The sequence below is a fragment of the Bauldia sp. genome (assembly GCF_965232525.1).
GTDB lineage: Bacteria > Pseudomonadota > Alphaproteobacteria > Rhizobiales > Kaistiaceae > Bauldia.
Genome location: NZ_OZ246980.1, coordinates 3006857 through 3029081, shown reverse-complemented (window position 1 = coordinate 3029081; position 22225 = coordinate 3006857). Strand labels below are relative to the sequence as shown.

Annotated in this window: 21 protein-coding genes; 7 read left to right on the top strand and 14 right to left on the bottom strand. The window is 64.6% G+C overall.

Annotation, left to right across the window (positions count from 1 at the left end):
* Positions 1-90 precede the first annotated feature (90 nt).
* On the top strand, positions 91-552 hold the full coding sequence (locus ACO076_RS14325) for a cupin domain-containing protein (protein WP_421723515.1): 462 nt from the start codon (positions 91-93) through the stop codon (positions 550-552).
* 490 nt (positions 553-1042) lie between these two features.
* On the opposite strand, the gene ACO076_RS14320 is transcribed toward ACO076_RS14325, so the two are convergent.
* Genes ACO076_RS14320 through ACO076_RS14310 form a run of 3 tightly spaced genes read right to left on the bottom strand, consistent with a single transcriptional unit; the run spans position 1043 to position 4319 of the window.
* Positions 1043-2479, bottom strand: a complete 1437-nt coding sequence (locus ACO076_RS14320; protein WP_421723514.1) for an aldehyde dehydrogenase family protein — start codon at positions 2477-2479, stop codon at positions 1043-1045.
* Between the two features lie 49 nt (positions 2480-2528).
* Positions 2529-3521 (bottom strand): AraD1 family protein, encoded by a 993-nt coding sequence (araD1, locus tag ACO076_RS14315; protein WP_421723513.1) that lies wholly within the window; start codon positions 3519-3521, stop codon positions 2529-2531.
* A gap of 57 nt (positions 3522-3578) precedes the next feature.
* Positions 3579-4319, bottom strand: coding sequence for a FadR/GntR family transcriptional regulator (locus ACO076_RS14310; RefSeq protein ID WP_421726738.1), 741 nt, complete (start codon positions 4317-4319; stop codon positions 3579-3581).
* A gap of 343 nt (positions 4320-4662) precedes the next feature.
* Between ACO076_RS14310 and ACO076_RS14305 the strand changes: the two genes are divergently transcribed.
* Complete coding sequence (locus ACO076_RS14305; RefSeq protein ID WP_421723512.1) at positions 4663-6459, top strand: IlvD/Edd family dehydratase; 1797 nt, start codon at positions 4663-4665, stop codon at positions 6457-6459.
* Between the two features lie 516 nt (positions 6460-6975).
* On the opposite strand, the gene ACO076_RS14300 is transcribed toward ACO076_RS14305, so the two are convergent.
* The 4 genes from ACO076_RS14300 to gatB form a co-directional block, all read right to left on the bottom strand.
* A complete protein-coding gene (locus ACO076_RS14300) occupies positions 6976-7242 on the bottom strand; it encodes a hypothetical protein (RefSeq protein ID WP_421723511.1) in 267 nt (88 codons plus the stop codon).
* A gap of 273 nt (positions 7243-7515) precedes the next feature.
* Positions 7516-8175, bottom strand: coding sequence for a glutathione S-transferase family protein (locus ACO076_RS14295; RefSeq protein WP_421723510.1), 660 nt, complete (start codon positions 8173-8175; stop codon positions 7516-7518).
* A 13-nt stretch (positions 8176-8188) separates the two neighbouring features.
* A complete protein-coding gene (locus ACO076_RS14290) occupies positions 8189-9151 on the bottom strand; it encodes a DMT family transporter (RefSeq protein WP_421723509.1) in 963 nt (320 codons plus the stop codon).
* Between the two features lie 22 nt (positions 9152-9173).
* Entirely contained in the window at positions 9174-10652 is a 1479-nt protein-coding gene (gene gatB, locus ACO076_RS14285; protein WP_421723508.1) for an Asp-tRNA(Asn)/Glu-tRNA(Gln) amidotransferase subunit GatB, read from the bottom strand.
* A 336-nt stretch (positions 10653-10988) separates the two neighbouring features.
* On the opposite strand from gatB, the gene ACO076_RS14280 reads away from it, so the two are divergent.
* Positions 10989-11141, top strand: a complete 153-nt coding sequence (locus tag ACO076_RS14280; protein WP_421723507.1) for a DUF1127 domain-containing protein — start codon at positions 10989-10991, stop codon at positions 11139-11141.
* A gap of 163 nt (positions 11142-11304) precedes the next feature.
* Positions 11305-12708 (top strand): methylenetetrahydrofolate--tRNA-(uracil(54)-C(5))-methyltransferase (FADH(2)-oxidizing) TrmFO, encoded by a 1404-nt coding sequence (gene trmFO / locus ACO076_RS14275; RefSeq protein ID WP_421723506.1) that lies wholly within the window; start codon positions 11305-11307, stop codon positions 12706-12708.
* A gap of 4 nt (positions 12709-12712) precedes the next feature.
* Here the strand turns inward: trmFO and ACO076_RS14270 are convergent, their stop codons facing one another.
* The 5 genes from ACO076_RS14270 to yajC are packed head-to-tail and all read right to left on the bottom strand — an operon-like array spanning position 12713 to position 16942.
* Entirely contained in the window at positions 12713-13543 is an 831-nt protein-coding gene (locus ACO076_RS14270; RefSeq protein ID WP_421723505.1) for a phytoene/squalene synthase family protein, read from the bottom strand.
* 27 nt (positions 13544-13570) lie between these two features.
* Positions 13571-13957, bottom strand: a complete 387-nt coding sequence (locus ACO076_RS14265; protein ID WP_421723504.1) for an Mth938-like domain-containing protein — start codon at positions 13955-13957, stop codon at positions 13571-13573.
* Positions 13958-13961: 4 nt separating this feature from the next.
* Positions 13962-14939 carry a protein translocase subunit SecF gene (gene secF, locus ACO076_RS14260; RefSeq protein ID WP_421723503.1) on the bottom strand — a complete coding sequence of 326 codons (978 nt, stop codon included), beginning with the start codon at positions 14937-14939 and terminating at the stop codon, positions 13962-13964.
* A gap of 18 nt (positions 14940-14957) precedes the next feature.
* Positions 14958-16562 (bottom strand): protein translocase subunit SecD, encoded by a 1605-nt coding sequence (gene secD / locus ACO076_RS14255; RefSeq protein WP_421723502.1) that lies wholly within the window; start codon positions 16560-16562, stop codon positions 14958-14960.
* Positions 16563-16609: 47 nt separating this feature from the next.
* A complete protein-coding gene (gene yajC, locus ACO076_RS14250) occupies positions 16610-16942 on the bottom strand; it encodes a preprotein translocase subunit YajC (protein WP_421723501.1) in 333 nt (110 codons plus the stop codon).
* 207 nt (positions 16943-17149) lie between these two features.
* Here yajC and ACO076_RS14245 point away from each other — a divergent pair, with 207 nt between their 5' ends.
* The gene (locus ACO076_RS14245; RefSeq protein WP_421723500.1) at positions 17150-18037 is read left to right on the top strand and encodes an ATP-binding protein; all 888 of its coding nucleotides are present in this window, start codon (positions 17150-17152) and stop codon (positions 18035-18037) included.
* Here ACO076_RS14245 and ACO076_RS14240 read toward each other — a convergent pair.
* Positions 18034-19329 carry a peptidoglycan DD-metalloendopeptidase family protein gene (locus ACO076_RS14240; protein WP_421723499.1) on the bottom strand — a complete coding sequence of 432 codons (1296 nt, stop codon included), beginning with the start codon at positions 19327-19329 and terminating at the stop codon, positions 18034-18036. The genes ACO076_RS14245 and ACO076_RS14240 overlap by 4 nt on opposite strands.
* Before the next feature lie 189 nt (positions 19330-19518).
* On the opposite strand from ACO076_RS14240, the gene ACO076_RS14235 reads away from it, so the two are divergent.
* Both ACO076_RS14235 and ACO076_RS14230 read left to right on the top strand, forming a co-directional pair.
* On the top strand, positions 19519-20463 hold the full coding sequence (locus ACO076_RS14235; protein ID WP_421723498.1) for a hypothetical protein: 945 nt from the start codon (positions 19519-19521) through the stop codon (positions 20461-20463).
* 16 nt (positions 20464-20479) lie between these two features.
* Complete coding sequence (locus tag ACO076_RS14230) at positions 20480-20956, top strand: DUF4126 domain-containing protein (RefSeq protein ID WP_421723497.1); 477 nt, start codon at positions 20480-20482, stop codon at positions 20954-20956.
* 212 nt (positions 20957-21168) lie between these two features.
* Here ACO076_RS14230 and hypE read toward each other — a convergent pair whose 3' ends face one another.
* Positions 21169-22221: a hydrogenase expression/formation protein HypE gene (gene hypE, locus ACO076_RS14225; RefSeq protein ID WP_421723496.1), complete on the bottom strand. Its 1053-nt coding sequence runs from the start codon at positions 22219-22221 to the stop codon at positions 21169-21171.
* Between the last annotated feature and the right edge of the window lie 4 nt (positions 22222-22225).

The following is a 22225-nucleotide window of genomic DNA, read 5'->3' as shown; positions in this document are numbered from 1 at the left end:
TCGGCGCGCGAAGCGGACGTTGTCGGAGGCCGAGCGGCTGGATTAACCTGCGGCGAGACTGTGCTTGCTGCACCGAGGAGAGCCGCATCCATGCCGAAGGTCGACATCGCCGCCGTGCCCGTGGTCAAGGGGGCGGGCTACCCGCCGGAGTTCAACGCACCCTTTGCCGACCGCTTGCGGCTGAGACTTGGCGACGCCGGCGGCCTCACCGATTTCGGCGTCAATCTTATGCTCCTACCGCCAGGCAATTGGTCGAGCCTGCGCCACTGGCATTCCCACGAGGACGAATTCGTCTTCCTGCTCGAAGGCGAGCTCACGCTCATCGAGGACGACGGTGATACGGTGCTTCGCTCCGGCGACTGCGCCGCCTTTCCCAAAGGCAGCGGCAACGGTCACCACCTGATCAACCGCTCGGATACAGTAGCGGTCTATCTGGAGGTCGGCTCACGTCAACCCGACGACCTCACCACCTGTTCCGACATCGACGTGATGATCACCAACGCCGACGGCCGGTTCGTGCATAAGGACGGGACGCCCTATCCGGAGGGGTGATCGGGAACGTAAGAGGCGTTTGTCGTTCGACGCACCCGCCTCCCTCATCTTCGGGCTTGATCGGAGGACCCCGTGTCGTCTGCACGCGACTAGGCAATGAACTGCCAAAGGAGGCATACCCATCTTAACCGGAGCAACGGTTTCGATGGGTCCTCCGGTCAAGCCGGAGGACGACGGTGGAGTGAGGAGGACGACGGTGGAGTCGACTTGTGGCGTGGTGGTCGTGAATTTCCGCCAACAGCCGTAGCAGGGATCGCCCCCCGTCTTGACATCAAAGCTCCTCCGCATCGCCATCCGACACCCTGGCAAATCGTGCTGCCGCAGAATCCCGCGGCTGTCGTTGCCCGCCGCCCCTTCTCCCTGTCGTCCTCCGGCTTGACCGGAGGACCCGTGGAGGAGGTGGTGACGGGAGGACGACATGGGGCACCGCCAAAACCCCCTCACCAAGCTCGGCTAAGCCGGGCTGTCCTTACGCCGGCGTCGCCCAGCACTACGGCAGGGTGTAGGCGGTCTTGACCGTGGTGAAGAACTCGGCAGCGTAGCGGCCCTGCTCGCGCGGCCCGTAGCTCGAGCCCTTCCGGCCGCCAAACGAGACATGGTAGTCGACGCCCGCGGTCGGCAGGTTGACCATCACCATGCCGGCTTCCGAGTTGCGCTTGAAGTCGGTGGCGTGTTTCAGGCTGGTGGTGCAGACCCCCGAGGTCAGGCCGAACTCGGTGTCGTTGGCGACAGCCAGCGCCTCATCGTAGTCCTTGACCCTGATGACGGTCGCCACCGGCCCAAAAATCTCCTCGCGGTTGATGCGCATATCGGGCTTGGTGTCGGTGAACAGGGCCGGCTGCATGTAGAAGCCGGGGGTCTCGCGGTCGAGGCGATCGCCGCCCCAGTGCAGCGTCGCCCCCTCGTCCTTACCGATACCGACATAGCTCTGGTTCTGCTCGAGCTGGGTCTGATCGACCACCGGGCCGATATGCGTGCCGGACTTCAGCGCGTCGTCGACGACCAGTCCCTCCATACGCTCGGCCAGCGCGGCGACGAACCGGTCATGGATGCCTTCGGTGACGATGAGACGCGACGAGGCCGTGCAGCGCTGGCCGGTGGAGAAGAACGCGCCGTTGGCGGCCGCCTCGACCGCGACGCCGAGATCAGCATCGTCGAGCACGACCAGCGGATTCTTGCCGCCCATTTCAAGCTGGAACTTGCGCATGTGCTTGACCGACGACTCGGCGACGCGGGCGCCGGTGCCGACCGAGCCGGTGAAGGTGATGGCGTCAACGTCGGGGGAATCGAGGATGGTCTGACCAACCACCGAGCCGCGACCCATCACCAGGTTGAGCACACCTTCCGGCAGACCAGCGCGATTGAGGATATCGACCAGCGCCCAGCTACAGCCTGGGACCAGATCGGCGGGCTTGATAACCACCGTATTGCCGTAGCAAAGCGCCGGGGCGATCTTCCAGGCGGGAATGGCGATCGGGAAGTTCCACGGGGTGATAATGCCGATCACGCCGATCGGCTCGCGGGTGATCTCGACGCCGATGCCAGGCCGCACGCTCGGGAGCGTCTCGCCGGAAAGCCGCAGGCACTCGCCGGCGAAGAAGTCGAGGATCTGAGCCGCGCGGACCGTCTCGCCCATGCCTTCGGCGATGGTCTTGCCTTCCTCCTGCGACAACAGCTTGCCGAGCTCCGCCTTGCGGGCCATCACCTCGTCGGAGGCGGTCTTGAGGATGTCGTGACGCTGTTGGATGCCGGACCGCGACCACGCCGGAAACGCCGCCTTGGCCGCGGCGATGGCGGCGGTCGCGTCCTCAGCGCTGGCGCGCGCGTAGTGGCCGACGACGTGATCCGTGTTGGACGGATTGACGTTGGGCGCAGCCTCGCCCTCACGCCACTCACCGCCGATGTAATTCTTGTACAGCTCTTCCATGGAAACACTCTTCCCGTTTTGCCGGACCGCCGACGATCGGCGGCCGATCCTATAGCGCCTTGATGACGGTCTTCTCCGCCTTGCCGACGGCGAGCGGATTGACCAGCGGCAGGCCGAACTCTTCCGCCTCGATCTCGAAAACGTCGCCCTTTCTGGTCTTCACGCCAGCGGCGAAGGATAGCGTCGCGGTGCCGAACGAATGGATGTGAACATCGCCGGGGCGACGGAACCAGGGATACTTGAAATGGTGGGCTTCGAGGTTGGCAATCGAGTGCGACATGTTCGCCTCGCCGGTCAAGAACGGCTGGTCGAACACGGTTTTCTTGCCCCTGCGGATGCGCGAGGTGCCGCGAACGTCGTCCGGCAGATCGCCGAGCAGAAGTTCCGGTCCGAACGAGCAGGGCCTGAGCTTGGAATGGGCCAGCCACAGATAGTTCTGGCGCTCAATGACATGATCGGAGAATTCGTTGAACAGGACGAAGCCAACCCGGAAGGGCGAGCCGTCCTTACTGATGATGTAGACGCCCGCGACCTCGGGCTCCTCGCCACCGTCCTCGGCGAAGGCCGGCGACACCAGCGGCTCGCCCGGGTCGGCGACGAACGAGCCGTCGCCCTTGTAGAACCACTCCGGCTGAACGCCCTTGCGACCGCGGCGCGGCTTGCCGCCCTCGAGGCCCATCTTGAACATCCGCATCGAGTCGGTGAGCGTCGCTTCCTCGACCGCCGCGACCTTGGCGTGCATGGCATCCCGGGTCGCCGCGGAACCGAGATGGGTGAGACCGGTCCCGGTGATGATGAGGTGCGCCGGATCGGGATGGTGGATCGGCGCGACGATCCGGCCGGCTTCCAGAAGCCTGGCCGGCTTCACCGCCCTGCCCCGCTTTGCCCTGCGGACCAATTCCTCGATAGTCGTTTTCTTCGCGATCGCCGCCATCGCCAGGTCGTAGACGCTGCCGTGCCGCTCGACGGTCCACGCCGCGTCGCCGTCGGTGGCGACGACCTGTCGTCCGTTGCGGCCCTTCTTCACCTGGATCAGGCGCATACGATTCCTCCTCGCGGGTCTGGTTGCGACGCGCCGACGATCGCGGCCGTCGATGGCTCAGGGCGTCCCCTCACCCTTGTTACGGCTGAGCCACATGGCATCGAAAACGCTGCCCTTGGAATTGCGCAACAGGCGGCGCATTGCAAGGAAAGCGTCGTCCGGCTTCCGTTGGCGCACGGCATCGTAGACGTCCCGGTGCTGGACAACAGCGTCCTCGGCCATGCCGCCCTGCCAGCCCATCGAAAACGTCAGCCGCAGCGCCGACTCGATCATCGCGCCGACCGAACGCAACATCGGATTCTGCGACGCCTCGAGCAGGGTCATGTGAAACGCGGCGTCGGCGTCAATCTGTGCCGGCGACCCGCGTTCCTCGTTCTCGATGCCGTCCATCGCGGTGCCAAGTGCGCGAAGCTGCTCCTCGGTCGCGCGTTCGGCCGCGCGCGCCGCGGCAGCCGGCTCGATGATATCGCGCATGTCGAACAGCGAATGGATGAACGCCTCGCTCGGATTCTGATCGAGCTGCCAGCGCAACACCTCCGGGTCGAGCATGTTCCAGTCGACGGTAGGGCGGACCTTGGTGCCGATCTTGGGGCGCGAGACCGTCAGTCCCTTGGCCGACAAGAGCCGGATGGCCTCCCGCACGGCGGTTCGCGATACGCCGAATTCTTCCTGGATGCGAGGTTCGATCGGCAGGGTCTCGCCGGGCTGATAGGTGCCGGAGACAATGCGTCGGCCGATCGCACCGGCGACCATCTCCGCAAGGCTGCCCTCCCGGCTTCGCTCGCCACCTTCCCCCATCAGCACGCACTATCTCTGTGGAGGCCAATCATCCGTCTTAAGTCCGTCACCCGCTCGTTTCGTCTCATCCGTTATCATATGACGTTTCGTATTGCGTTTTCCAGTTATGCGAGACCTGCCGCAGCACTTCTCGTCCGCTCTCGAAAACGCCGATATATTGGAATTCTGCTCCGCTGTCGGCCCGTTTCGGGATAGGCAGCAAAGTTTTTTCATCGTATGTTTCGGCTTCATCGTGTTAGCAGCGATCGTCCGTTCGGCTTGGGTACGGATCGACAGCCCTCCGGATAGGGTTGTAGCGTGCGACACTGCAAGTGAGATCGCCGCGGACAACAGGAAAACCGAAATGGAAGAAAAGAAGAAACCCCGTTTGCGCTCGCAGCTCTGGTTCGACAATCCGGATAATCCCGGGATGACCGCGCTTTACCTGGAGCGCTACCTCAACTTCGGCCTGACCCGCGAGGAACTGCAATCAGGCAAGCCGATCATCGGCATCGCCCAGACCGGTTCCGACCTGTCACCGTGCAACCGGCATCACCTCGATCTCGCCCACCGGGTTCGCGCCGGTATCACCGCCGCCGGCGGGCTGTGCATGGAGTTTCCGGTTCACCCGATCCAGGAAACCGGCAAGCGGCCGACGGCAGCACTCGACCGCAACCTCGCCTATCTCGGCCTGGTCGAACTGCTCTACGGCTACCCAATCGACGGGGTGGTGCTGACCACCGGCTGCGACAAGACCACACCCGCCTGCATCATGGCCGCTGCGACCGTGAACCTGCCGGCGATTGTGCTCTCCGGCGGGCCGATGCTCAACGGCTGGTGGCACGGCGAACGCACCGGGTCCGGCACCGTCGTCTGGGCCGCCCGCGAGCAACTGGCGGCCGGGGAGATCGACTACGAGGAATTCATCGAAATCGTCGCCTCGTCGGCGCCGTCGGTTGGCCACTGCAACACCATGGGCACGGCCACGACCATGAACTCGCTCGCCGAGGCGCTCGGCATGAGCCTGCCCGGCTGCGCCGCGATCCCCGCGCCCTACCGGGAGCGAGGCCAGATTTCCTACGAAACCGGCAAGCGCGCCGTGGAGATGGTGTGGGAGGACCTCAAGCCGTCCGACATCCTCACCCGCGAAGCGTTCGAGAACGCCATCGTCGTCAATTCGGCGATCGGCGGCTCGACCAACGCGCCGATCCACATCAACGCGATTGCCCGCCACGTCGGCGTGCCGCTCGACATCCAGGACTGGGAGGCGATCGGCCACAAGGTGCCATTGCTGGTCAACCTGCAGCCGGCCGGCAAGTATCTCGGTGAGGAATACCATCGTGCCGGCGGCGTGCCGGCGGTGGTCGGTGAGTTGATGCGTCACGGCCTGATCCGCGAGAACGCGCTCACCGCGAACGGCAAAACGATCGGCGAGAACTGCGCCGGACGGACTTCAGACGATCCGGACGTGATCGTGCCCTTCGACAAGCCACTGGTCGAGGACGCCGGCTTCATCATCCTGCGCGGCAATCTGTTCGACTCGGCGGTGATGAAGACAAGCGTGATCTCCGACGAGTTCCGCGAGCGGTATCTGTCCAATCCCGACAGCCCCAACGCCTTCGAGGGTCGCGCCATCGTGTTCGACGGGCCGGAGGACTATCACGCCCGGATCGACGATCCGACGCTGGAGATCGACGAGTATTGCCTGCTGTTCATTCGCGGGACCGGGCCGATCGGCTATCCCGGCGGGGCCGAGGTGGTGAACATGCAGCCGCCGGCCGCGCTGATCAAACGCGGCATCCATGCCCTGCCCTGCATCGGCGATGGCCGCCAGTCCGGTACGTCGGGCTCCCCGTCGATCCTCAATGCTTCACCCGAGGCGGCCGCCGGTGGCGGGCTGGCACTCTTACAGACCGGCGACCAGGTTCGCATCGACCTCAACACCGGAGAGGCGAATATCCTTATCTCCGCGGATGAGCTGGACAAGCGGCGGCTGGCTTTGAAAGCGCAAGGCGGCTTCCCGATTCCGGCCCATCAGACGCCGTGGCAAGAGATCCAGCGCGGGATCGTCGACCAGTTCGCCGAGGGCATGGTTCTCAAGCCGGCGGTGAAGTATCAGGACGTCGCCCGGGTCATGGGCGTCCCCCGCGACAACCACTAACGAGGGTCACATTTCAGAAGTCGGTTGAGCTCCTTCGGTTGGTCGTTTAGTATTCGTGAAGACGAATTCAACTGACAAATGGAGGCCGTCCGATGAAAGCCCTGTCAGTGACGTTCGGGTTGATCTTGTCCATGTGTGTGTTTTCTGCCGTCGCTGCGGATTCGCAGTTTTATTGGAATTGTCTGGTTGGTACCGATTGCAAAAACGTCCGTCTTGAGGTCAAATATAGTCCGCCGGTTGACGTAAATCTAACATGCCAGGGGCGGTCTGGAGAGTATTTACCCAAGTCAATCGATGTCAAATCGGAGAATCTGTATGTCGCCTGCAACCATCCACCAGCTGTCAACGGCGATCATCGCTACAAGCTATGCACCTATGCTGGGACAGTCGATCCGAAAATCCATCATTTCGACGTAAGCGTCACCGTCGTCTGCTAAGCTAAAGTTGACTGGTGTTCGGCTCTCCCGCTAAGCGTGTTCTGGTTGCGGCCGCAAGTCGGGCTCATCGTCTTCGCTCTTAGTGGGCGCGCAGCCACTCGCGGGCGGCGCGCTGGGCGCTGGCGATTTCGGCCTGGCTCATGTCGTCGGCGATCTGCTGGCGGTGATAGGCCGCGTCTGGATTGCCGCGTTGAGCCGACAGGTTGAACCACATATGAGCCGCCACGAGATCCGGCTCCCCGTCCCTGTCCGTGGCGTGAAGAATGCCGAGGTCGAACAACCGATCGGCATTCGGTTCCACTTCCGCCGCGTCCATCGGCGCAGTGCGTGTCTGGGGTCCGTTCATGGCCAGCTCCCGATGCTCCAATCGCTTCGGGAAGGAGGTGGGATTGTTGTTTGACGCCTCCCTGTGATCCCCCTTCCCTTGGCGTCGAGTTTCGCCGCCGGCCCTGAAGGGTCTCCTAAGATTCGACCTTAATTTTATTCAAACGGCGGATTATCGAAGCGGCAATCATCGTGAATCGGCGGGCCGCAAACCCCGCGATTCCCGCCATCTTCGATTAAGGTTTGAGCGAAGGTGGTAACCGTTCGTTCACCATGACGGCAGCGCCGATCAGCTTCAGCCGTCGACATGGCCGGGCTTGATCACCGCCATGCCGCGCCGGACCGCCGGGCGGCTGCCGATGCGGTCATACCACCGCAGCACGGCGGGGAAATCGGCGAGATCGACCCGATGGCGACTGTGACGGGCCGCCCAGCCGTAGAGCGCAATGTCGGCGATCGAGTAATCTCCAGCTATGTATTCGCGACCAGTCAACTGGCGATCGAGCGTGCCGTAGAGCCGTTCGGCGATCTTGCGGTAGCGCTCGATCGCGTACGGGATCTCCTCCGGCGCGGCGAGATTGAAATGATGCGCCTGGCCGAGAAACGGACCGAAGCTGCCGACCTGGAACATGAGCCATTGCTCGACTTCCACGCGGGCCCGCTCGTCACGTTGGGGGTAGAACCGGCCGAACTTGCGCGCGAGGTAGAGGAGGACGGCACCGGATTCGAACACGGTGATCGGATCACCGCCCGGCCCTTCCGGGTCGCGGATCGCCGGGATCTGGTGGTTCGGCGAGATCGCCTCATAGGCCGGCGTCCACTGCTCATCCTTGCCGATGTCGATGAAGGTGACCGTATAGGGAACCTCGAGCTCCTCCAGCATGACCGACACCTTGCGACCGTTGGGCGTCGACCAATAGTAGAGTTCGATTGGTTCGGTCTGGATGATCTGCATTGTGCTCGGCGGATCAGCGGCCGGCCGCGCTGGCGGCGGCCCGATGGCGGGAGATCACGACGATCCCGACGACGACCAATCCGGCCCCGACAAAATGATACCACTCGATCGACTCACCGAGGATCAACCAAGCGAGGAAGGCCGTGAACACCATCTGAGAATAAAGCAATGCGCCAGCGCGTGAGGCTCCGAGAATGTCAATGCTCCAGTTGATCATGAGATACATGAGCGCGCCACCGGGGATCGCGATATAGGCCATCGCGATCACGCCGGTCCATCCGATCTGCTCATGTTCGCCGCTTGTCACTTCCCAGATGGTCAATGGCAGCGACAGCAGAAACCCGCCAGTCATGAGAATGGTGAGCAATGCCATTCGGTCGAGCTTGAACTGAGAGCGCTTCAACATCACCGTGTAGATGGAAAAGCACAAGGCCGCCACGAGGACGAGCAGATCGCCGATTCCGATGTCGAGGGCCAGAAGCGAAGCAAAGCTGCCCTTCACCGCGATAACGATGATGCCGGCGAAAGCGACGATCGAGCCTATGATCTGCAGCGGCCCCAGATCCTCGCGGAGTATTGTATGCGCCAGGATCAGCGTGATCATCGGACAGATGGCAAACACAATCCCGGAGTTGACGGCGGTCGTATAGCGCAGGGCGACGAAAACAAGGCCCTGCGTGAGGCCAAGGCCGATGGCGCCGATGATCAGCGCCCGAAGGCCGAACTTCGGCAGAAACGCGCGCATGTCCTTGAAGTGGTGCCGGACAAGCGGCAGCAGAACGACCGTCGCGATGAACAGTCGCACCGACACGAACATCCACGGCGGCATTTCGGCGCTGCCGGCCTTGCCCGCCACGAACACGCCGCCGAGCAGGAACCAGCCGAACAGCCCGACGGCATAGCCTAGCGCCAGGCTTTCATCGGAAACCCGCTTGTCACCCCTGGCCTCGGCAGCTGAAAGGAGATGAAAATCCATATGCCGCCCCCTGGGCGACAGCCTAGAGGCCGAGCTTGCCTTTTAGCAAGGCATTGACCGCTTGGGGGTTGGCCCTGCCCTGGCTCGCTTTCATCACCTGGCCGACGAACCAGCCGAGCATGTTCGGCTTATCCTTAACCGCTTGGACCTTGTCGGGATTAGCGGCGATCACCTCATCGACCAGCGCCTCGATGGCGCCGGTGTCGGTCACCTGCTTCATGCCGCGGGCTTCGACGACTTCGCGTGGGTCGCCGCCAGATTCCCAAACGATCTCGAACAGGTCCTTGGCGATCTTGCCGGAGATGGTTCCCTCGGCGATCAGGTCGATGATGGTCCCAAGCTGCTCCGCCGAAATCGGGCTGTCGGCGATCGCCTTGCCGTCCCGGTTGAGCCGGCCAGCCAGTTCGTTCATCACCCAATTCGCGGCGAGCTTGGGGTCGCGGCCGGCGGCGACCGTCTCGAAGTAGTCGGCATTAGCCTTTTCGGCGACGAGAACGTCGGCATCGTAGGGGCTCAAGCCGAACGCCGAGACGAAGCGCGCCTGCCGCGCATCCGGCAGTTCGGGCAGCGCTGCGGCCAGCGCGTCGACATAGGCCTGATCGAACGTCAGCGGCAGGAGATCGGGATCGGGGAAGTAGCGATAGTCGTGCGCTTCCTCCTTGGACCGCATCGATCGAGTTTCGCCACGGCCGGGATCGAACAGCCGGGTTTCCTGGTCGATGGTGCCGCCGTCCTCGATGACACCGATCTGCCGCCCGGCTTCGGAATCGATCGCCTGGCCGACGAAGCGGATCGAGTTCACGTTCTTGATCTCGCAGCGGGTCCCGAGCGACTCGCCCGGCCGGCGCACGGAAACGTTGACGTCGGCGCGGAGGCTGCCCTTCTCCATGTCGCCGTCGCAGGTGCCGAGATACCGCAGAATCACCCTGAGCTTGGTGAGGAACGCCTTGGCCTCCTCCGATGATCGGAGATCAGGTCTGGAGACGATCTCCATCAAGGCAACGCCGGAGCGGTTGAGATCGACGAAGCTCATCGTCGCGTGCTGGTCGTGGATCGATTTGCCGGCATCCTGCTCCAGATGCAGGCGCTCGATGCCAACGGTGAAGGTCTCCCCGTCGGGCAGATCGACGGTGACCGCTCCCTCGCCGACGATCGGCTGCTTGTACTGGGAGATCTGATAGCCCTGCGGCAGGTCCGGATAGAAGTAGTTCTTGCGGTCGAACACGCTGGTGAGGTTGATCTTCGCCTTGAGCCCGAGGCCAGTGCGCACGGCCTGCGCCACGCACTCGGCGTTGATCACCGGCAGCATGCCCGGCATGGCCGCGTCCACCAGACTGACGTGGGAATTCGGACTGCCACCGAACGCCGTCGACGCACCGGAAAACAGCTTCGCTTCCGACGCGACCTGGGCATGCACTTCCATGCCGATGACGACTTCCCAATCGCCGGTGGCTCCCCGGATCAGCTTCCTGCCGCTGTCCGGGCGCGTGGTGACGTTCATGGCGTGCTTTCCGGATGTTTTTGGCGGGCGGCGCTTGACAGCGCGATGTCGCGCGGTCGGCCGATTATCGACCCTCGGCGTCGACAAAACAACATCGCCGATCGGCCGATTGTGTCGCGATCACGGCCGCCCCGCGTCGGCATGGAGCCCTCATCGCGGCGCCGTTATGTCGCAGCGCAGCATTTGTGACGAAACGATGTTGCGTTGCATTAAGTGCATCGCTGTCATGCGAAAATTCGCTCTCCTCAGACTCAAGGTCCCTGCCTATTTTCCTCGTCGACAAGAGACATCGCCGAGCCTTTCTGCTGAGGCTGGCGAGACGGAAAGGACAGAGCAATGAGTAACCGTTTGGTCGATTCCTACCGCAATTGGCGGCAGTATCGCGACACCTACAATGAGCTGATGAGGCTCAACCAGCGTGAGTTGGACGATCTGGGCATCAACCGGTACGACATTCCGGAAATCGCCCGCAAGTCTGGCAGACGCTAAGCTAGAATCGCCTCGGAGCACCTCCTCCCGCTCCGGACGAACGAGGTCGAAGTCTCCTCCTCCCTGACTTCGACCTCACTTATGAGAAACGCCCGCCGACCTCCTCCCCGGCGGGCGTTTTTCTTTTGCCTGCGGCCTCCGCTCTCCACTAGGGTGCCCGGCCATGGCACCTGAACCCGTCCACGTGATCGGCGGCGGCCTCGCCGGGTCGGAAGCCGCCTGGCAGCTTGCCGCCCGCGGCATTCCCGTGATCCTCCATGAGATGCGGCCTGTGCGCACGACCGAGGCGCACCAGACCGACGGCCTCGCCGAGCTGGTCTGCTCCAACTCGTTTCGCTCCGACGATGCCGAGACCAATGCCGTCGGCTTGCTCCACGCCGAACTGCGCCGCGCCGGGTCCCTGATCATGGCGCAGGCCGACCGGCATCAGGTTCCGGCAGGCGGCGCGTTGGCCGTCGACCGGGAGGGTTTCTCGGCTTCGGTGACCGACGCCATCGAGTCCGCGCCGCTGATCACAGTCGATCGAGCGGAGGTCGCGGGCCTGCCACCGGCCGAATGGGACAACGTCATCGTCGCCACCGGTCCGTTGACCTCACCCGCGCTCGCCGAAGCGATTCAAGACCGCACGCATACGGAAGCACTGGCGTTCTTCGATGCCATCGCGCCGATCGTCCATTTCGACACGATCAATATGGACGTGGCCTGGTTCCAGTCCCGCTACGATAAAGTTGGGCCGGGCGGCACGGGAAAGGATTACATCAACTGTCCGCTCGACCGCGACGCTTACGAAGCGTTCATCGATGCCCTGCTCGCCGGCGAGCCGCACAAGCACCACGACTGGGAGAACATCCCGTATTTCGAAGGTTGCCTGCCGATCGAGGTGATGGCCCGCCGCGGCCGCGAGACCCTTCGCCACGGGCCGATGAAGCCGGTCGGGCTGACCAACCGGCACAAGCCGGACGAGAAGCCCTGCGCGGTCGTCCAGCTCCGCCAAGACAATGCGCTAGGCACCCTCTACAACATGGTCGGCTTCCAGACCGAACTGCGCTACGGCGTCCAGGCGGACATCTTCCGCATGATCCCGGGGCTGGAACAGGCGCAGTTCGCGCGACTCGGCGGCCTCCACCGCAACACCTTTCTCGACTCGCCCAAGCTGCTCGATCGCACGCTGCGCCTGAAAGCGGAGCCGCGCCTGCGCTTCGCCGGTCAAATCACCGGCTGCGAGGGCTATGTCGAGTCGGCGGCGATGGGGTTGCTGGCCGGCCGCTTCGCCGCGGCCGAACGTCTCGGCGAGACGATCGTCCCACCGCCGCAGACCACGGCGCACGGCGCGGTCCTCGCTCACATCACCGGCGGTCACCGCGACGCCAGCGAACCGGGTAAGCGATCGTTCCAGCCGATGAACGTCAATTTCGGTCTGTTTCCGCCGATCGAGGTGATCCCCGAACCGGGCGTCAAGATGAAGGGTCCCGAGCGCGGCAAAGCCAAGAAGCGGGCGCTATCCGCGCGGGCACTTGCCGACTTCGACGGCTGGGTCGGTCGGCCGGACGCGGTCGCGGCCGAGTGATCGATCAGAAGTTGCCGCGGCGTGATGCGCGCCAGATCGCCCATTGGCGACGGAGCGGACTGATGGTCACATCATCGCGCAGCGGGTCACGGTTCGGATTGCCGAACCGTTTGAGGTAGAGCGGAACCACCGTCGCCGGCAGGAAGGCCGGCAGCACCGTCGGGTCGAGGGCGCGGGCGGCGTCCTGCGCCTCCGCGAAGCGATCCGTAGCCCTTGTCACCAGCTCGCCCGCCACCGACCGCACGCCCACCGGGGTCTCACCCGCGCGCAGCTCCTCCGGCTTGATCCCCTCGCGCGCCAACGCGTCGGCCGGCAGCAGGCATTGGCCACGCGCGACGGTTTGGGGCAGATGGGCGATGATGTCGACGATGGTCAGGGCGACACCGGCAAAACCGGCTGCCTCGGCCGATCCGGGGTCGTCGCCGCCGGCAAGGATCAGCGCACCGAGCTGAATGACGGCGGACGCGGTATCGCCAGCATAGCCTTCGAGATCGCCGATCGACGGCATCGGATCGTCGTAAAGGTCGAACACCCGCGCCTGCAGAAGATTGTCGAAAGCCGCGATCGGCAAGCGGTAGCGCGCAATGGTTTCCGCCAGGGTTGACGCGACCGGATGACCCCCATGGTCGCCGCGCAGCGCCTGTCGCCACCATTCCAGTCGGATCTCGCCGAGCGTCGGCTCGGTGACCTTGGCGCGGATGGTCGAAACCTCGATGTCGAAGGCGTGGAGCGCCATGAGGTCGTTGCGGCGATCATCGGGGGCCAGCAGATCAGCGACGTAGCGGTCGCGGTTTCCGGCCCGCACGATCGCAGCGCAGTGGGCGGCGATGTCCATGGGCCTGAGATATGGATGCGTCGTGCTTCAGTCCACCGCGATCAGTGCCGCGGCGACCGGCCGGTCCTCGGCGACCAGCACGTTGTAGGTACGCACGGCGGCGCCGGTCGACATGGCATCGGCGACGATGCCGGCCTCGCGCAGCCGCGCCTTCAGGTCCGAGTCCAAGAAAGCGATCTCCGCGCCCATCCCGACCAGCAGCACGTCGATCGCATCGGCTTCAGCGAAAACCTTGGCGAGGCTCGCGGCATCGACCGGTTCGGGCGTGTCCCAGCCATGGATGCCGCTCGGCAGGCAGAGAATCGATCCGCGGTGGGACATATCGGCGAACCGGAAGCCGCCATTGCCGTAAGCATCGATTGGCGCGCGTCCCGGATAGTGCGCGGCGCGGACCTCGATGCCGGGCGGAGCCACTGACTTACGTTTCCGACTCGGTCGCCGGCTTCTCGCTGCCGGTCGGGCCGGCGGGCTTGTCCTCGTCCGGCGACAGGGCGCCCGGGCGGAGCTTGAAGTAGATGAGCAGCGGCGCGGCGATGAAGATCGACGAATAAGTGCCGATCACGATGCCGAACATCATCGCAGCGACAAACGAGCGGATCACCGAGCCGCCGAAAATGAGCAAGGCGAGCAGCGCGAGCAGCGTCGTCGTCGAGGTGGTGATCGTACGTGCCAACGTCTCGTTTACGGAGCGGTCGATCAGCTCGGTCAACGGCATCTTCTTGAATTTTCGTAAGTTCTCGCGAATCCGGTCGTAGACGACCACGGTGTCGTTCAGCGAGTAGCCGACAATGGTGAGCAGCGCCGCGATACTCGACAGATTGAACTCGAGCTGGAACAGCGTGAAGAAGCCGAGCGTCATCAGCACGTCGTGCGCGGTACAGATGATCGCACCAACCGCGAACTGCCACTCGAACCGGAACCAGATGTAAATCAGGATCCCGGTCATCGCGAGCAGCATGGCGATCGTGCCGTTGTAGGCGAGTTCGCCGGAGACCCGCGGTCCGACCACCTCGATTCGTCGGAACTCGACCGTGTCCCCCAAGGCGGCGCGGACGTCGGTCACCACCCGCTGCTGGGCCTCGTCACCACCCGGCTGCTGCTGGATGCGGACCAGGATGTTAGTCCCGGAGGTGATGTCGGTGACCTCCTGAACCTGAACATCGCCGAAGTTGAGCGCGTCCAGGGTCGAGCGGATACTGCCGACGGTCGTCTGTTCCGATGTCGGCTTCAGCTCCATCAACGTGCCGCCGCGGAAGTCGATGCCGTATTGCGGACCGATCAGGATGAAGGCGGCAACGGAGATGATCGACAACACGATCGACAGCGGAAACGCGAACCGCCGCAGCCACATGAAGCGGAAGTGCGTATCGTCCGGGATCAGGCGAAGTCGGCGCATCGTGTCGGTCCGCGCGGGCTAAAACGCGATCTTCGCCGGTCGCGTCCGGTCGTACCAGAACGCCACCAGCAAACGCGTGAAGGTGAAGGCGGTGAAAATCGTCGTCGCGATCCCGATCGCATAGGTGATCGCGAAACCGCGGATCGGTCCGGACCCCAGCAACAGCAGGGCCAGAGCCGCGATCAAAGTCGTGATGTTAGCGTCGAGAATCGTGCCGAGCGCGCGCTTGAAGCCGAGATCGATCGCGGCAATCGCCGAGCGACCCTGGCGCGCCTCCTCCCGGATGCGCTCATAGATCAGCACATTGGAGTCGACCGCGGTACCGATGGTGAGCACGATGCCGGCGATTCCGGGTAACGTCAGCGTCGCCCCCAGCGTCGTCAGCACCGCGAAGATCAGGACGACGTTGACGATGACCGCCAGATTGGCGAGCAGGCCGAACAGGCCATAAACCAGGAAGATGAACACACCGACAGCGATGGCGCCGATGACCGCGGCGATCTCACCGGCCTCGATCGAGTCGGCGCCGAGGCCTGGCCCGACGCTCCGCTCCTCAAGGATCGTCAACTTGGCAGGCAGCGAACCGGCGCGCAGCAGAATCGCCAGGTCGTTAGCGGTCTGAACGGTGAAGTTGCCACTGATCTGGCCGGTTCCGCCGGGGATCGGTTCCTGGATCACCGGGGCCGAGATCACCTCGTCATCGAGAACGATGGCGAACTGGCGGCCGACATTGGCGGCGGTTACCTCCGCGAACGTCCGCCCGCCGGAGGTGGTGAGCCGGAAGGAGACCACCGGCTGGTTGGTCTGCTGCTCGAACGCCGCCTGAGCGTCGGCCAGGTCCTCACCCGACATCAGCGCCGAGGCATCGAGGATATAGGATAGACCGGGTTCATCGACCGACGGCAGGATGATGGTTCCCGCGGGCGGGCTGGTGACCGCGTCGCTGGAGATCGCCTCGCGAACCATGTGGAAGGTCAGAGCCGCGGTCTGGCCGACGATGGCCTTCAACCGCTCCGGATCGCCAAGACCCGGCGCCTCGACCAGGATCCGGTCCTCGCCCTGGCGCTGGATGCTCGGCTCGGTCGTGCCGAGCTCATCGATCCGGCGGCTGATCACCTCCATCGACTGCTGGACGATGCCACGAATGCGCTGGGCGAGGCCGTCGGCGGAGAAGCTCAGCCGCATCACCCCGTCGCCGGACACCGTCAGCTCGAATTCATCGACCGCGCCGCCGCCGAGGAGGTTCGATGCCATCGGATTACGCAGTTGCTCCAGCCGCTCGCGTGCGATGTCGATCTGGGCCGGATCGCGGATGCGCAACTGGACGCCATCGCCCTGGACGCCGAGACCGGTGTAACCGATCCGCGGCGCTTCCAGCATCGCCCGGCGGACCTCGCCGACCAGGTTCTGGAGACGCTTGGCGGTGTAGTCCTCCCGGTCGACTTCGTAGAGCAGATAGGCGCCACCCTGAAGATCGAGACCGAGGACGATCCGGTTCTTGGGCAGGAACCCCGGCCAGGAATTGACTTCCTCGCGGGTGAAGAAGTTGGGGATCACCGCCAGAATCCCGCCGGCAATCACCAGCAGAATCAGGATGACCTTCCAGCGCGCGATGATCAGCATGATTGACTATTCGGCCTCGCGCGCCGGTTCACCGCACAAACGGCGGGTCATTCACTCTCCTTTACCGGCTCACTCTTTGAGCGGACTTCGGCGACCATGCCGCGGGACAGACGGACGCGCACGTTTTCGGCGAGATCGATCTGTAACTCGCTGTCGTCGACCACCTTGGCGACCTTGCCGATGAGGCCACCGGAGGTGACGATCGTGTCGCCACGGCGCAGATTGGCCACCATCTCCTGGTGCCGCTTCTGCCGCTGCCGCTGTGGCCGGATGATCAGGAAATACATGATCACGAAGATCAGGATGAACGGCAGCAGGCTGAAGATCAGGTCTCCGCCGCCGGCACCACCGGCCTGGGCGTAAGCGGGGGAAATCAGCATGCTTGAACTCCTGCGGGGCCGGCGCCGCCGGCCGGAAAATCTGCTTCGAAACGGCGCGGACTATAGCCGGGCCGCCCATCAATGCAAACGATATAGGCTGCCGGCTCCGCCTTTGGAACGGGCAATGGCGGCATTAACCCGCTTACTGGCCGTCGCCGCAGCGGCATGCTAACCAGCGCCCGCCCGATCCGATATCAGGGACCGCCCTTGCCAGAGACCGAAAACAGCGCAATCGCCGCGAAACTCGACCAGTTGGTCCGCCTCTTCGCCCGCGCCGTTCCGGCGGAGCCGCCGCCCATCGATTTCACTGCCGCCGACGCGTTCGTCTGGCACGCCGAGGATCGCCGGCTGCAGCCGGTCGCGCGGGTCAACCGCGTGCCATTAGGGCTGCTCAAGGGCATCGACCGGATGCGCGACCAACTTCTGGAGAACACCGAACGGTTCGCCACCGGTCTGCCGGCCAACAACGTGTTGTTGTGGGGCGCCCGCGGCATGGGCAAGAGCTCCCTGATCAAAGCGGCTCACGCGACAGTCAGCGGATCCCCGGCGGGCGCCAAACTGAAACTCGTCGAGATTCACCGTGAGGAAATTGAATCCCTGCCCGAGCTGATGGCGCGGCTTCGCGACGCACCCGATCGTTTCATCCTGTTCTGCGACGACCTGTCGTTCGACGCCGAGGACACGTCCTACAAGTCGCTGAAGGCGGCGCTGGAGGGGGGCATCGAGGGCCGTCCGGCTAACGTCGTCTTCTATGCCACTTCGAACCGCCGTCACCTTCTGCCGCGCGACATGATGGAGAACGAGCGCTCGACGGCGATCAATCCCGGCGAGGCGGTCGAGGAGAAGGTGTCGCTATCCGACCGGTTCGGTCTGTGGCTCGGCTTTCACCAGTGTAGCCAGGACGAGTATCTGGCGATGGTCGCCGGATATCTCGACCACTACGGACTTGGTTCGCTCGACGACGACCTGCGGCGGGATGCGCTGGAATGGTCCACCACACGGGGTGCCCGCTCCGGCCGGGTGGCCTGGCAGTTCATCCAGGACCTGGCCGGACGGCTCGGCAAAACTCTCGATGAGGGTGAGGCGCAGCCTTAGCTGCTCGACAGGTAGTCCATCGGGTTGACCGGCTTGGCGCCCTTGCGCAGCTCGAAGTGGACCTGCGGCGAGGAAACCGAACCGGTGGTCCCGGCCGTGCCGATCGTCTGGCCACGCTTGACCGCGTCACCGCGCTGAACCTTGACCTGGTCGTTGTGGGCATAGGCCGACACCCAGCCGTCCGCGTGGCGGATCAGCACGAGATTGCCGTAGCCGGCGAGCTCGTTGCCGGAATAGATCACGGTTCCGGCCTCGGTGGCTTTCACCGACGTTCCGGCCGGCACGGCAAGGTTGATGCCGTCGTTGCGCTCGCCATCTGCCTTGGTGCCGAAGCCGGAGATGATCCGGCCACGGACCGGCCAGCGGAACGATGTACCGTCGGCCGAGGGCGGATCGACCGCCTCGACAGGCGCGGCGGGCGCAGGCTCGAGCGGCGCCACGGCTTTGGCCGGAACGACCGGGAGTTCGGCAGGCGCCGGCGCGGCTGCTCCGTCAATGACCCGCGGCGGTGCGGCAACCGCGTTGGCGGGCGCCGGTGTGCCATTGGCATCGACCTTGAGGGTGCCGAGCGGTTTCGGCGCGGCGCCCGGACCGGGGGTCAGGGACGCGACCTGCGTGGTTGTCTGCGGCACGCCGCCAGCCGGAATGGTGAGCGTCTGGCCGGTGCGGATGATCTGACCAGACAGTGCATTTGCGGCGATCAGGCTGTCGACGCTGATCCCGTGCATGCGCGAAATGCTGTAGAGCGTCTGGCCCGACTGGACCACGTGGGTCCCGCCCGCTGCAGCCGGTTGCGGCTGTACGGCCGGTGCGGCGGCGGAGCCCGACTGCGGTGTCGCGAAGGCTGTCTGCGACGCGCGCGGGATGACGATGGTACGGCCGGGCGTGATCTGGGACGGGCTGGAAATCGCGTTAGCGCGGGCAATCTCCGACGAGGGCACGCCATACTTCAACGCCAGCGTATCCAGCGACTCGCCCGGACCGACGGTGACGACCTGACCGCCAACCGCCGACCAGGTTCCGCCGGGCGCCCCGCCGGCGAGGTTGATCGGTCCGCCGGCCGTTTGCGGCGGCGGGAGATTTGTGCCGGCCACGGCCGTGCCGACCGGCATCGCCGGTGTCGGCTGCGCGTTGCCGATGATCGCACGTTGATTGGGGGTCGAGCCGGTGAACAGCGGCTCTCTGACACGGGTCGCGTCAGCGCTGCACGCCGCCGCTACGCCCGCGAGCGCCACAACACAGACCGCCTGACCCAGAAGACGGCTACGGCGCGCGGAAACTCGGTTACGCATGACACAACTCGCACTCAAACTCGTGATCAAGAGTGAGTAGACACCGGTAACGTTGACAAAAGATTTAAGGATCGGACGAAGCGGCAATTACCTGACGATTCGCGAGCTGAGTTGCCGTCGCCCCCGCCCTAAATCCGCCAGAAGGTTAACCAACAACCGGCGCGACCGACCGACAAGGACCCTCACCACATGCCCACCCGAACAGCCGTCGCGACCGCCGTTTCGGCGGTTTTCTGCCTCGTTTCCGGTGCGGTCGTGCCGGCATCGGCGGCGCCGTCGACGATCCCCTACGACCCGGCGATCGGCGAATCCACCACATTGAACGTCCGATATCTGCGGGTCACCGCCAACGACCGGCGTCCGGATCCGGTGGTCAGCGTCGATTACGAACTCGAACTCAGGGTCACCGAACGGCAGGACGACCGTTTTCTGGCCGAAGTCCGCAATCAGCGCACCAATGTGACGGTGAACCGCCAACGGGTGCTGGCGCCGCCCGACTTCGACAGCCTGCTGTTGCTGGCAATCGATGGCATGACCGCCGAACTGGAGATGACCGACCAGGGGGCCCTGGTGTCGGTGTCCAACTGGGACAATCTCCGCCAGCCGCTGATCGACAAGGCGGTGAGGCTCGCCGGCGACGACGAAACCCTGGTGGAAACCGCCCGTACTTTCCTCCCCGACATTGACGCGGAGAGCGCGGTCCAGGTTTTCGCCCGCCCGCTGGTGATCAGCGCACCGGGGCGGATGGTTGCCTTCGATCCGCCGGAACGCCGCGCCGCGGAAGCGCGAGATGCCGCCATTCCGGGTTTCGCCAATGCTCGCGGACGCTGGTCGTTCGATCTCCTGCCACGGTCGCCGCTACCCGACAGTGTCACCGTTCAGTGGCTGGGCGTGCCGGCCACGGAATCGCTGCGTGCGGTGCTGGAGCCGCTGCGCGATCGATTGGCCCGCATCAACCCGGACAACGACGATACCCTTGCGACAATCGAGGCGGACGGGCGTATGTGGCAGCGGTTCAGCGCCACCTACGACGACGAGACCGGGCAGCTCTTGGCGTTCCAGGGGGCGATGGAGCTGACCGCCGGCCCCTTGCAGCGGCGAGTTGCCATCGAAGCGGCAGCGATGGGACGGTAGCACCGGGAAAAACACCATGGGTGTCTTCATCGCAACGGCTCTGATCGGCGTCATCGCCGGTCTCAGGACCTTCACCGCGCCGACGGCGGTCGCGTGGGCTGCGTATCTCGGGGTGATACCCGTCGCCGGGACCAATCTGGGCTTTCTTGCCGAGATATGGCCGGCAGCGATCCTGACAGCACTGGCGATCGCCGAGTTTGTCGGCGACAAGCTGCCCCGAACGCCGAGCCGCAAGACGCCGGCCGCCTTCATAGCGCGACTTGTGAGTGGTGCGGCCTCCGGTGCGGTGCTGGGCTTGGCCGCCGAAGCCTGGATCATCGGGCTGGTGCTTGGGGTCGCGGGGGCAGTGGTCGGGACGCTCGGCGGCTACGCTGCCCGGATGCGCCTTGCCGAGACGATCGGTCGCGACGGGCCGGCGGCGCTGACCGAGGACGCGGTCGCGATCGCCGGGGCGGTATTGGCGGTCGTCTTGGTGACGTTGAGCACCGTCTAGTGGTTCGACTCCGACATTTGCTACCCCTTGCAACACCCGCTCAGGCAAATGTCGGAGTCATAAGAACCACTAGCAAGTCTATGTTTCTAGTGGAACTTTTGAATTCGACATTTGAGCGAGAGCTTGGCCGCGCATGGGACTCAAATGTCAAATTCGTTCCACTAGGCAGCGGGAAACGCCGGGTCGGGCGACACACGCCCGGCCCTCAATTATCAACAGATACGCGGCAACTGCTCGCCGCTCAGCATGTCGACAACGCGGTCGATCCCGAGCGCACCGCGGCTGGTCACTTCGCCTGCCGGACCGTCTCCAACCGCCCCGATGACCACCGCGCCGGTTGAGACCGGATGGTCTCTGAGAAGCGCAACGGTTCTTTCGGCGTCGTCCTCGCCTACAAAAGCGACGAAGCGCCCCTCGTTGGCGATATGGATCGGATCGAGCCCGAGGATCTCGCAGGCCGCGCCGACGTCGTCGCGAACCGGAATCACGCTTTCCTCCAGGGCAATCGAGACACCGGCAGTCTCGGCGATCTCGACCGCGGCACTGGCCAACCCGCCGCGGGTCAGATCACGCAGACAATGCACCGCGATCCCCGCTTCGATCAGCGCCATCACCGGCCCCACCATCGGCGCGCAATCGCTCTCGATCACCGTCTCGAAGCCGAACCCCTCGCGCGCCGCCATCACCGCGACCCCGTGACGGCCGATATCGCCGCTGAGGATCACCGCGTCGCCAGGCCGAACTTCGCTCGGTCCAATCGGTTTGGTCGCGACGATTGCCCCGACACCAGCGGTGTTGATGTACATGCCATCGGCCTTGCCGTGATCGACGACCTTGGTGTCGCCGGTGACCAGGCGGACACCGGCGGCGTCGGCTGCCCGCCGCATCGACTCGACCACCAGCCGAAGGGTCGCCAGCGGCAGCCCCTCCTCCAGGATGAACCCAACGCTGAGGTCCCGCGGGCGTGCCCCGCACATGGCGAGGTCGTTGACCGTGCCGTTGACCGCCAGCGTGCCGATATCGCCGCCGGGGAACACCAGCGGCCGAACCACGTAGGAATCGGTGGTGAAGGCGACCGGTCCAGTGACATCGAGCACGGCGCCATCGTGTCTCCGGGTTAGCTCGGGGTTATCGAACGCCGGCCGGATGATCGTATCGAGCAGCCGCTCCATCGCCCGGCCGCCGCCGCCATGGGCCATCTGGACCCGTTCGCCGTCATTGGCCGGCGCCGGACACGACAGCGCGAACTCCTCACCCCCGTTCATGGCG